At 72.0% G+C, this 10640-nt stretch carries 13 protein-coding genes; 4 read left to right on the top strand and 9 right to left on the bottom strand.

All coding sequences use genetic code 11. From position 1 onward, the window contains the following. Positions 1-559, top strand: a 559-nt coding sequence (locus KME80_RS29300) for a DUF5667 domain-containing protein (protein WP_219509601.1), incomplete at its 5' end; no start/stop codon positions are given. 10 nt (positions 560-569) lie between these two features. Further along, positions 570-1445, top strand: a complete 876-nt coding sequence (locus tag KME80_RS29295; RefSeq protein ID WP_219509600.1) for an HAD family hydrolase — start codon at positions 570-572, stop codon at positions 1443-1445. Between the two features lie 21 nt (positions 1446-1466). Here the strand turns inward: KME80_RS29295 and KME80_RS29290 are convergent, their stop codons facing one another. The 9 genes from KME80_RS29290 to KME80_RS29250 all read right to left on the bottom strand — a co-directional run bounded on the left by KME80_RS29290 (position 1467) and on the right by KME80_RS29250 (position 8693). Then, complete coding sequence (locus KME80_RS29290; protein WP_219509599.1) at positions 1467-2462, bottom strand: LCP family protein; 996 nt, start codon at positions 2460-2462, stop codon at positions 1467-1469. 2 nt (positions 2463-2464) lie between these two features. Then, positions 2465-3049 carry an RNA polymerase sigma factor gene (locus KME80_RS29285; protein WP_219509598.1) on the bottom strand — a complete coding sequence of 195 codons (585 nt, stop codon included), beginning with the start codon at positions 3047-3049 and terminating at the stop codon, positions 2465-2467. A 72-nt stretch (positions 3050-3121) separates the two neighbouring features. Then, positions 3122-3916 (bottom strand): SDR family NAD(P)-dependent oxidoreductase, encoded by a 795-nt coding sequence (locus KME80_RS29280; RefSeq protein WP_219509597.1) that lies wholly within the window; start codon positions 3914-3916, stop codon positions 3122-3124. A 67-nt stretch (positions 3917-3983) separates the two neighbouring features. Further along, positions 3984-4871: a lysophospholipid acyltransferase family protein gene (locus tag KME80_RS29275; RefSeq protein ID WP_219509596.1), complete on the bottom strand. Its 888-nt coding sequence runs from the start codon at positions 4869-4871 to the stop codon at positions 3984-3986. Next, on the bottom strand, positions 4868-5923 hold the full coding sequence (locus tag KME80_RS29270; RefSeq protein ID WP_219509595.1) for an NAD-dependent epimerase/dehydratase family protein: 1056 nt from the start codon (positions 5921-5923) through the stop codon (positions 4868-4870). The genes KME80_RS29275 and KME80_RS29270 overlap by 4 nt, the downstream gene beginning before the upstream one ends. A 23-nt stretch (positions 5924-5946) precedes the next feature. Next, the gene (locus tag KME80_RS29265; RefSeq protein WP_018654693.1) at positions 5947-6045 is read right to left on the bottom strand and encodes a 30S ribosomal protein bS22; all 99 of its coding nucleotides are present in this window, start codon (positions 6043-6045) and stop codon (positions 5947-5949) included. A gap of 177 nt (positions 6046-6222) precedes the next feature. Then, positions 6223-6426 (bottom strand): helix-turn-helix domain-containing protein, encoded by a 204-nt coding sequence (locus KME80_RS29260; RefSeq protein ID WP_043629748.1) that lies wholly within the window; start codon positions 6424-6426, stop codon positions 6223-6225. A 311-nt stretch (positions 6427-6737) separates the two neighbouring features. Continuing rightward, positions 6738-7520, bottom strand: coding sequence for a phosphatase (locus KME80_RS29255; protein ID WP_219509594.1), 783 nt, complete (start codon positions 7518-7520; stop codon positions 6738-6740). 9 nt (positions 7521-7529) lie between these two features. Further along, positions 7530-8693 (bottom strand): acetoin utilization protein AcuC, encoded by a 1164-nt coding sequence (locus tag KME80_RS29250; RefSeq protein WP_219509593.1) that lies wholly within the window; start codon positions 8691-8693, stop codon positions 7530-7532. A gap of 109 nt (positions 8694-8802) precedes the next feature. On the opposite strand from KME80_RS29250, the gene KME80_RS29245 reads away from it, so the two are divergent. Together KME80_RS29245 and KME80_RS29240 are read left to right on the top strand one after the other, a co-directional pair. Next, the gene (locus tag KME80_RS29245) at positions 8803-9942 is read left to right on the top strand and encodes a sensor histidine kinase (RefSeq protein ID WP_219509592.1); all 1140 of its coding nucleotides are present in this window, start codon (positions 8803-8805) and stop codon (positions 9940-9942) included. Then, positions 9939-10607, top strand: coding sequence for a response regulator (locus KME80_RS29240; RefSeq protein WP_219509591.1), 669 nt, complete (start codon positions 9939-9941; stop codon positions 10605-10607). Before KME80_RS29245 ends, KME80_RS29240 begins: the two co-directional genes overlap by 4 nt. Positions 10608-10640 lie beyond the last annotated feature (33 nt).

Genomic DNA, 10640 nt, shown 5'->3' with positions numbered 1-10640 from the left:
GGCGGCCACCACGGCAGCCACCGCGAGGGCCGCCGGGGCCGCGGCCCGGCCGCGCTCGGCGAGCCGGGCCGGCGGGCGTCACTCCCGCCGCAGGCCGCGCCCTCGGCGGCGCTCGCCCGCCTCCGCGCTGGTCTCGTTCGGGCTGGTGACCGCGATGATGCTGACCGCGGTCGTCACGTACGACTCGGTGCCCGGCGACGCCCTCTACCCGCTCAAGCGCGCCGCCGAGAGCACGCTGGTCCGCCTCAGCACCGACGACGTCGTACGGGGCGAGCGCGAGCTGGTGTCGGCCAAGACGCGCGCCGAGGAGGTCGCCCAGCTCCTCGGCTCGTCGGAGGCCGGCCCGCTCGTCAGCAGGACGCTCAAGGACATGGAGCGCGCGACCCGGGCCGGCATCAGCAGGCTCCGCCGCGCCGAGCCGCGCTCCCCCAAGATCGACAAGTTCGCCGAGGACCAGCGCAACATGGTCGGGCCGATGCTCGAACGCCTCGACGGCCCGCAGCAGGACCAGGCGGTCGGCTACCTGGACTACATCGAGGGGCTCGTCCCGCCTAGGTAAGCTGAGGCCCATGTGGCGCCTAATCCGACGACGACACGAGGTCGAGGCGGAGATCGCCGGTGAGGCCGCCGCGGCGGCCGCCGTCGTGGCGCCTCCCGCCGAGCCCGACCTCCAGGCCGCGGCCTTCTTCGACGTCGACAACACGATGATGCGCGGGGCGTCGATCTACCACTTCGCCAGGGGGCTGGCGACGCGGGGCATGTTCAACACCTCCGACCTGTTCAAGTTCGCCGTCGGGCAGGCCGTCTTCCGCATGCGCGGCAACGAGAACCCCGAGCACATCGCGGTGGCCCGCGAGACGGCGCTGGCGTTCGTCGCCGGGGCCAAGGTCGACGACGTCGTCAGGCTGGGCGAGGAGATCTACGACGAGGTCATGGCCGACCGCATCTGGGGCGGCACCAGGGCGCTCGCGCAGAGCCATCTCGACCAGGGGCAGCGCGTGTGGCTGGTGACGGCCACGCCGGTCGAGCTGGCCCGGGTGATCGCCCAGCGGCTGGGCCTGACCGGCGCGCTCGGCACGGTGGCGGAGACCAGCGAGGGCATCTACACCGGCCGCCTGGTCGGCGACCTGCTGCACGGCCCGGCCAAGGCCGAGGCGGTGCGCGCGCTGGCCCGCCGCGAGGGCCTCGACCTGACCCGGTGCACCGCCTACAGCGACTCCTCCAACGACCTGCCCATGCTGTCGCTGGTCGGGCAGGCGGTGGCCATCAACCCCGACAGCGAGCTGCGCGAGCACGCCAGGAAGCACGACTGGCCGATCAAGGACTTCCGCACCGGCCGCAAGGCCACGATGACGGCGCTGCCGATCGCCGCCGGGGTCGGCGCCGTGGCGGGAGGAGTGGCCGCCGGCCTGGCCCTGCGCCGCCACTACCGCTCCTCCCGCTGACCCCGCGCGCTCGCCGGTCCGTCAGCGGAAGCGGGCGAAGAGCCGGTCGGCGTCCGGCTGCTGCCAGGCCACCCGTCTCGGGTCCTCCGGGTGGGGGCGCCAAGGGACCGTCACGAGGCTGACCTTGCTCCCCCGCACCGCGCCGGCCAGCTCGATCAGCGTGTCCACGTTCAGCCCCGCGTCCGTCCTGACCGCCCGTGACGCCGCCGTCACGAACTCCCGCAGCCGGTCCGGGTCGGCCAGCTCGCTCTTCGCCTTCTTCAGCATGGCCATCACCACCGCGTGCTGGCGCTTTATGCGGGCGATGTCGGAGCCGTCGCCGACGTGACGCAGCCTCATGTAGCCGACGGCCTGCTCACCGTCGAGCTCTTGCCGGCCCGCGGGCAGGCGCAGCTTGGCGGCCCGGTCGTCCACCGCCTGCGGCAGCTTGACCTCGACGCCGCCGAGCGCGTCCACCAGGGCGGCGAACCCGGAGAAGTCCACCTCGACCGTGTGATCGACGCGCACCTCGGTCAGCGACTCGACGGTCTTGACCGCGCACGCCATCCCGCCGGTGTCGTAGGCGGAGTTGATCATTCCCTCCCGCGCCGGCTTGCCACCGCACGACGGGATCTTCACCAGCGAGTCGCGGGGGATGCTGAGGACCGTGACCTTCTCGCGGTCGGCGGTCAGGTGGACGAGCATCATCGCGTCGGTACGCGCGCCGTTGCGGAAGCGCTCGGTGCCCGCCTGGCTGTCGGTGCCGACCAGCAGCACGTTGAGCGCGCCGGTCGCCTTCGCCCCGAGCGGCCCCGTGGCGACGCCCGCCGTGTTGTGGCCGCCGACCAGCAGCGCGGGCACGGCCACGGCCAGCGCGGTGGCGGCCGCGACCAGCCCGGCCGTCATCCAGCCGAGCCTGCGCCGCCCCGGCCCGCGGGTCCCCGACCGCAGCAGGCGGTCACGCTGGCGGACCAGCGTGGGAGGCGGCTCGTGCTCCAGTTGCCGGCCGAAGTCACGCAGCAGCTTCAGATCGTCCATCGTCACTCCTCCCCCAGCAGCGGATTGGTGTCGCCGAGCGCCGCGCGTACCTTCCGCCTGCCCCGGTTGAGGCGGGAGCGCACGGTCCCGATCGGGATGCCGAGCGCCCGCGCGGCCTCCTCGTACGTGAGATCGCCCCAGGCGATGAGCAGCAGGACGTCGCGGTCCTTGGCGGGCAGCGCGGCCAGCGCGCTGGCGAGGCCGGGACCGGCCGCCTGCGCGCTCACGCCGGCGGCCACCCGGTCGGCGGGCGACTCCACGTCCCGGTCGGCGGCGACGCGCATCAGCGCGCGGTAGCGGGCGGCCTCGGTGCGGCGGTGCCGGGAGATGAGCTTGGTGAGGATGCCGAACAGCCACGGCCTGGCGTCGGGGCAGCTCAGGTCGTAGCTGGTGCGGCGGGAGAAGGCCACCAGGAACGTCTCCCCGACGACGTCCTCGGCGGGCTCGGGGCCCAGACGCCGGGAGGCGTACCGGTAGAGCATGGCGGAGTAGCGGTCGAACAGGTTGGCGAACGCTTCGGGTTCGGTCAGCGAAGCGTTGATCAGTTCGGCGTCCGCACCCCTGGCGACGGCGGGTTGTGTGATCATCTCCGCCCTTCTGCGCGGGAATCGGTCGAAGATATCTCGCCACAACCCGCCGCCGGGGTTCACGCGGGCGGCCTACAGCTCCTTGAGGAAGCCGCCGTCCACGGCGAAGTCGGCGCCCGTGGTGCTGGCCGACCGCGGCGAGGCGAGCAGCGCCACCGCGTCGGCGATCTCCTGCGGGTGCACCAGGCGGCCGGTGACCAGGCGCATCATCTCGGGAGCCGCCTTGGTGATCACGCTGCCCTTGTCGGCGCCGACGAACCCGGCGATGACGTCGGCGGCTCCGCCGTCCTTGGTCCACCAGTCGGTCAGCACCGGGCCGGGCGAGACGGTGTTGACCCGGATGCCGCGCGGGCCGTACTCCTCGGACAGGGCCTTGCTGATGTGGTTCATGGCGGACTTGGCGGCGCCGTAGTCGACGTTCATCGCGCCGGGCTGCCGGGCCGAGCCGGAGGAGACGTTGACGATGGCGCCGCCACCGCGCTCCAGCATGACGGGCAGCGTGGCGCGGATCAGGCGGACCACGGCGAACAGGTTGAACTCGAACATCGCCTGCCAGTCGCCGTCGTCCGGCGTCAGGAAGCCGACGCGCGGCAGCGTCACGCCGGGGGGCGGCCCGCCCGCGTTGTTGACCAGGATGTCCACGCCGCCGAACGCCTCCACGGCCCGGGCGACGATCTCGGCGGGGGCCGCCGGGTCCATCAGGTCCACGGGCACGTGCAGCGCCTGCTCGGGCAGGTCGTCGCCGCGGGTGCGGGAGACGGCCACGACGTGGACGCCCTCCTCGGCCAGGGTGCGGGTGACGGCCAGGCCGATCCCCTTGGAGGCGCCGGTGACGACCGCGACGCGGCCGGAAAGCTGCAGATCCATGACATGTCCCTTTCGGTGTTCTCTATCGGTCGTAAGAACACCGGCCGGACCGGAGCGGTTGCACTTTCTAGAGGAACGGCGGGAAAGCGTGGCCGCGACGCAGCCTGAGCTGGTCGAGCAGCTGCTGGATGACCTCGCGGACGTGGTCGGTCAGGTTGAAGACGAGCATCGGGTCGTCGGCCGCGCCCGGCTCGTACTCGTCGGTCCGGATCGGCTCGCCGAACTCGATCATCCACTTCGACGGCAGCGGCACCAGCCCGAGCGGCCCGAGCAGCGGGAAGAACGGCGTGATCGGCAGGTAGGGCAGCCCGAGCAGCCGGGCCAGCGAGGGCAGGTCGCCGATCTTCGGGTAGATCTCCTCCGAGCCCACGATCGCGGTCGGCACGATCGGCACCCCGGCGCGGATGGCCGAGGCGACGAAGCCGCCGCGGCCGAACCGCTGCAACTTGTAGCGCTCGGAGAACGGCTTGCCGACGCCCTTGAAGCCCTCGGGGAACACTCCGACCAGCTCGCCCTTGCGCAGCAGCCGGTCGGCGTCCTCGGGGCAGGCCAGCGTGTGGCCGGTCTTGCGTGACAGGTGGCCGAGCACCGGGAGCTGGTAGACCAGGTCGGCGCCGAGCAGGCGCAGCGCCCGGCCCGCCTCGTCGTGCAGCGCCACCTGCATCATGAGCGCGTCGACGGGCAGCGTGCCGGCGTGGTTGGCGACGACGAGCGCGCCGCCCTCGTCGGGGATGTGCTTGAGCTCGGCGGTCTCCACCCGGAACCAGTGGCGGTAGAGCGGCCGCAGCAGGTCCAGCAGCACCTTGTCGGTCAGCTCGGCGTCGTAGCCGAACTCGTCGACCTCGTAGTCGCCGGTGAGCCGCCTGCGCAGGAACGCCAGCAGCTCGGCCGTCCGGTCAGCTGCGGGGTCGGCTGCGGGGTCGGCTGTGCCGTCCGCTACGGGGTCGGCCGTCACAGGTGCGCACCTCCCACGAGCGGGCGCAGCTCGCGCGAGCGCAGGAAGTCGTCGAACGCCGCCCCGGTGCTGAACTTGGGCTTCCAGCCCAGCTCGGCCTCCAGGTCGGCGGTGTCGACGGCCCGGCCGTGGCTCATCAGCCGCAGCTGCTCGGGCGAGTAGTCGACCAGCCCGGCGCGGCGCACGGCGGTGCCGAGGAGCCGGAAGGCGGGCGAGGGCAGGGGCAGCGACAGCCGCCCGGCCCGGCGCACGCACTGCGACAGCAGCAGCACGCCGGCCCCGGCCACGTTGTACGTGCCGGGGTGATCCTCGGTCGCCATCCGGCGCAGCACCTCGACCGCGTCGTCCTCGTGGACGAACTGCAGCCTCGGGTCGAAGCCGAACACGGTCGGCAGCACCGGCTGGGTGAAGTAACGGGTGAGCGGCGAGTCGACGCCCGGCCCGAGAAAGTTGGCGAAACGCAGCAGCGACACGGTGACGTCGGGCCGGCGGCGCGCGAAACCGCGCACGTAGCCCTCGACCTCCACCGCGTCCTTGGCGTAACCGTGGCTGGGGCCGTCGTGCGGCTCCAGGTCCTCGGTGAAGACCGCCGGGTCCCTGGGCGAGGAACCGTAGACGGCGGTGGTGGAACGGACGACCACGCGGCGCACCGTCGCCGACCGCTGGCAGGCGCCGAGCAACTGCATGGTGCCGATGACGTTGTGCTCTTTCATGGCCGCCCGGCCGGTGCTCCGCGAGGGAGCGCTCACCAGGCTCATGTGCACGACGGTGTCGATGTCGGCGGCCGCGATCACCTGAGCGATGTCGGGGCTGCGCAGATCGACCCGTACGTACTCGATCCGGCCGGCTGTGCCGTCGTCCCGGTTGCCCGGGGGAGGCGACAGCCCATCGGACGCAACATCGGACCCTGCGTCGGACACAGAATCGGGTCCTGCATCGGACACAGCGTCCACTCCGATGACGCGGCTGATGTCCGGGTCGGCCGCGAGAACACTCGCCACCCGGGCGCCGATGTGGCGCGAGACCCCGGTGACGAGCACGGTGTGGGTCATCAGCGCCTCGCAGCTGCGTCGTCTTACTTCTTGTTACGCCGCTGGATGCGCGTCTTCTTGAGCAGCTTGCGGTGCTTCTTCTTGGCCATCCGCTTGCGGCGCTTCTTGATCACAGAGCCCACGGGACCCCCAGGTACTGATAGCAAGTCTGAATCGATGTGCGAGCGCACACCGGGTGACAGACTACCGGCGATCGGCGGTGGATCGCCCCTCGGGGTGAGGGCCCGGCACCGCAATCGGCGACCGGGCCTCTCCCGCGACCGTATTCACGGCGCGCCCGGCGCGCCGCTACGCCTGTCTCACCCTGCTTCGATGTAGGCTTCGCGAAGATAATCGTGCACCGCCTGCTCGGGCACTCTGAACGAGCGGCCGACCCGGATGGCCGGCAACTCACCAGAGTGCACCAGCCGGTAGACGGTCATCTTCGACACTCGCATGACCGTGGCCACCTCGGCCACCGTCAGGAACTTCACCTCGCTGAGAGGTCTTTCGCCTGCAGCCATCGGACGCCTCTTCCGCACGTGTTTCCGGGTTATCCCCACTGGTGCCATTGCTCACGCACGTGTACTGCCGTCAGCGTAAGTCGGGACTCCGAGCGCGCAAACCCCCTAGTTTCTCAGTCCCCGCAGCCGCCTGTCAGCCGAACCCGCAAAGCCGCTGGCCAGACATCGCACCGAGCACTCAATCGGACGTTGGAACTGTCCAATTTGTCACCTATAAGAGTCGCCCGGGCTCCATCCAAAGTTGGCAAAGGGACGGCGAGCCTCTGGGAATGCAGGCGCGAAAAGACGGTATGGGGATGACCGATTTCAACTCATAGGGCTCGTGAGACTCGAGTGACGAGTCGTTCGGTCAACGGCGCGTAGTAGCGCGGTAGCACATTGTCGTCAAGCGGCACCACCACATCGATCTTGCCCTCGGCCTCTCCGACGAAGAGCCCGGGATCGTTGCTGTCGGCGAAAGCCACAGTGGGCACTCCCGCCTCTCCCGCTGCCCCTGCCCACCCGTGGTCGGCGATAACCAGGTCGGGCCGGTCGTCGCCCAGCTCGGCCAGCATGTGCTCCATCGGCGCGGCGTCGTGGGTGTGGACGAACGCGCCCTTGTCGTCGAGCATCGCCACGTCGCCGAGATAGCGGATGCGGCGCGGTCGCCCGAACCCGGAGCCGGAGTAGGTCCAGCCCTCGGCGGGCGACAGCAGCACGGCCCCGCGTTCGGCGGCGAGCCTGGCCAGCGGCAGGTGGACGGCGAGCAGGCCGGTCGGGTGCCCGGTGGCGAACAGCACGCGCGGGCTCTCCTGCGACAGCGCCGCGGCGATGCGGTCGGCCATGGCGTCGAGCGCGTCGATGGTCCGCTCGGGGTCGATGGTGTCCTGTCCCCAGCGGTGGCCCGGGTCGGCGACCACGCCCGCGGCCTTGGCCATCAGGGCCAGCACGTCGCGGTAGGTCCACGGCTGGTCGAACGTCAGCCCCAGCATGTAGTAGGGATCACGGTTGGCCAGCGAGCTGTAGTGATCCAGGTTGTTCTCGCGCGGGGTCGCGACGTCGCCGGCGATGCGGCTCATGATCAGGTGCTCGCGGAGTTCGTCGCGGGTCAGCACTGCGTGTCCTTAGGGCATCGGGTCGAGGCCGTGCAGGGGGAACACCGCGTGCCGGGTCGCCATGACCGCACGGTCGATGGGGTCCGCTGGGTCATAACCATGTGAGATGTCCTGAAATTCCGGGTCTCGGCCGTCTGTCATGGTGAGCGGGGCCGTCTCGCCTGTACGTTCCCGTACCAGCCGTTGCCAGGCCTCGCCCGTCGGGGTGGAGGGGGCGAGCGGGTGGCCCGACAGCTCCGCGATCAGGTGGGTCCACGCCCGCGGCACCACCTGGACCAGCTCGTAGCCGCCCCCGCCGGTGGCGATCCAGCGCCCGCCGGCGGTCTCGTGCGCCAGCCGGTGCAGGGCCGCGTAGGCGGTCCGCTGGCCGTCGAGGCTGAGCATCAGGTGGGCGAGCGGGTCGAGCGCGTGGCTGTCGCAGCCGTGCTGGGTCACCAGGACCTCCGGCGCGAACTCGCGCAGCAGCGGCGGCACCACCGCGTGGAAGGCCCGCAGCCAGCCGGAGTCGCCGCACCCGGCGGGCAGCGCCACGTTGACCGCGGTGCCCTCGGCGCCGGTCTCCCCCGGCCTGCCGGTGCCGGGGAACAGCGTCAGCGGGCTCTCGTGCAGGCTGATCGTCAGCACCCGCGGGTCGTCGTAGAAGGCCGCCTGCACCCCGTCACCGTGGTGCACGTCGACGTCCACGTACGCGACCCGCCTGGCGCCCTGGCGCAGCAGCCAGGCGATGGCCAGCGCCGGGTCGTTGTAGACGCAGAAGCCGCTGGCCGAGGCCGCCATCGCGTGGTGCAGCCCGCCCGCGACGTTGACCGCGTGCTCCGCCTCGCCCTCCCAGACGGCCCGGGCGGCGGCCAGCGACGCGCCCGCGATCAGCGCGGACGCCTCGTGCACGCCCGCGAACGCCGGGTTGTCGCTGCTGCCGAGCCCCACCGACAGGTCGGGGGCCCCGGTCGCGGAGACGCGCTTGACCGCCTCGACGTAACCGGGGTCGTGCACCATCGCCAGCTCGGCGTCCGTGGCCGGGTCGCAGCCTGCCAGGTCCACCTTGTCGAGCACCCCGAGCGCCCTGGCCAGCTCCATCGTGAGCGCCACCCGGACGGGAGCCAGCGGATGGCCGGGGCCGAAGTCGTAGGAGGTGAGGGCGTCGTCCCAGATGACCCGTGCCGACTGGCTCATGCATGCTCCCGTTTCCCGCGCCTTGAGGTGACGTTACCGCAGCGTCAACGGCACCGGTCCAGCCGGATCGCCCGGTCGCACGGGAGTTTCGTGACGTAATCTCGATCCCATGCGCATCGTGCGACGCGTCAAGGCCGCATGGCGGTTCTTCCGGCGTCCGCGGGTCTTCGACATCACGCTCGTGATCGCGCTCCTCCTGCCGGGGATCATCGGCGGGCTGGCCGTCCTGTCCCAGGGCCAGCCGATGACCTTCAGCCTGCACTACCTGCTGACCGTGCCGCCGCTGCTGATGCGGCGCAACCGGCCGGTGCTGACGGCGGCGCTGATCACGGCGCTCGACGTCGTCGCCGTCTCCGCCGACATCGTCTCCCCCGGCAGCCCGGTCACCATGATCGCCGCCTACAGCCTGGGCCGCTACACCTCCGGCCGCACGGTCTGGATCGCCGCCGGGCTGATCTCCCTCCTCTACGCGACCGCGAACGAGCTCGCCACCCGCTTCCAGCCCGGCCCGCAGCCTCAGGGCGCGTGGCTGACCGGCCTGACCCTCATCGCCATCCCCGTCGTTCTGGGCCAGTTCAACCGCGTACGGGCCGAGCTGCGCGAGCGCGGCAAGCGGGAGGCCGCCGAGAGCGCGGTGCGGGCCGAGCGGCGGCGGATCGCCCGCGAGCTGCACGACGTGGTCTCCCACCACCTGAGCGTCATCAACGCGCTGGTCGGCGGGGCGCGGGCGACGCTCGCGCCGGGCCAGGAGGTGACCCGCGAGGCGCTGTCCGGGGCCGAGCAGAGCGCCCGCCAGGCGCTGTCGGAGATGCGCGAGCTGCTCGACGTGCTGCGGGCCGACGACGGCGGCGGCTCCGACGCCGCGACCGGGGTGGGCGCGTCCCGGCTGCCCGCGCTGGTCGAGGAGGTCAGGAGCGCCGGGCTGCCCGCGAGCCTGGTCGTGACCGGCGAGCCCGTCCCGCTGCCCACGACCGTCGACCACGCCGTCTACCGGATCGTCCAGGAGGCGCTGACCAACACCCGCAAGCACGCCGAAGGCGCGCGGGCCAGCGTCCGCCTGGTCTACGATCCGGGTGCCATCGAGGTCGAGGTGCTCGACGACGGCGCCCCCAAGCACCCGATGGCGGCGGGGTTCGGGCTGGGCGGGATGGCCGAGCGCGTCGCCCTCTGCGGCGGGCAGTTATGGACCGGTCCCCGGTTGGAAGGCGGTTTCCGCGTGCACGCGCGCATCCCCCTGGAGAAGACGTGATCTCGGTGTTGCTGGTGGACGACCACGCGCTGGTCCGCAAGGGCTTCCGGCTGATGCTCGACGCCCAGCCCGACCTGACGGTGGTCGGCGAGGCCGCCGACGGTGACGAGGCGGTCGACCTCGCCACCCGGCTCAGGCCCGACGTGGTGCTGATGGACCTGCACATGCCCGGCCTCGACGGGGTGCGCGCCACCGAGCGGATCACCGGCGGCGTGCCGGGCGTGCGGGTGCTCGCGCTGAGCACGTTCGACCTGGACGAGAACGTGGTGGCGGCGCTGCGGGCGGGCGCCGACGGGTTCCTGCCCAAGGACGTCTCCCCCGAGGAGCTGGTCGAGGGCGTACGGATCGTGCACCGGGGCGAGGCGGCCGTGGCCCCCCGGCTGCTCACCCGCCTGATCGGCGCCTACGTGCGGGCGCCCCGGCCGCAACGGCACACGGCGCCCCTGCACCGGGCCGGGCTGACCGGCCTGACCGACCGCGAACGGCAGATCCTGGTGCTGATCGCGCGCGGCAGGTCCAACGCGGAGATCGCGGCCGAGCTGGGCGTGTCCGCCTCGACGGTGAAGAACCACGTGACGAGCGTGTTCGCCAAGATCGGCGTGAGGGACCGGGCCCAGGCGGTGATCGCCGCCTACGAGGCGGGGCTGATCAACCCAGGAGAGTAGGACCACGCTCCTACCGGCCCGCCCGCAGGACTG

Origin of the sequence: Nonomuraea ceibae (genome assembly GCF_019396325.1) — a bacterium.
Classification (GTDB): Bacteria; Actinomycetota; Actinomycetes; order Streptosporangiales; family Streptosporangiaceae; genus Nonomuraea; species Nonomuraea ceibae.
Note: the sequence above shows the minus strand (reverse complement) of the source record. Positions and strands in the feature narration are given on the sequence as shown.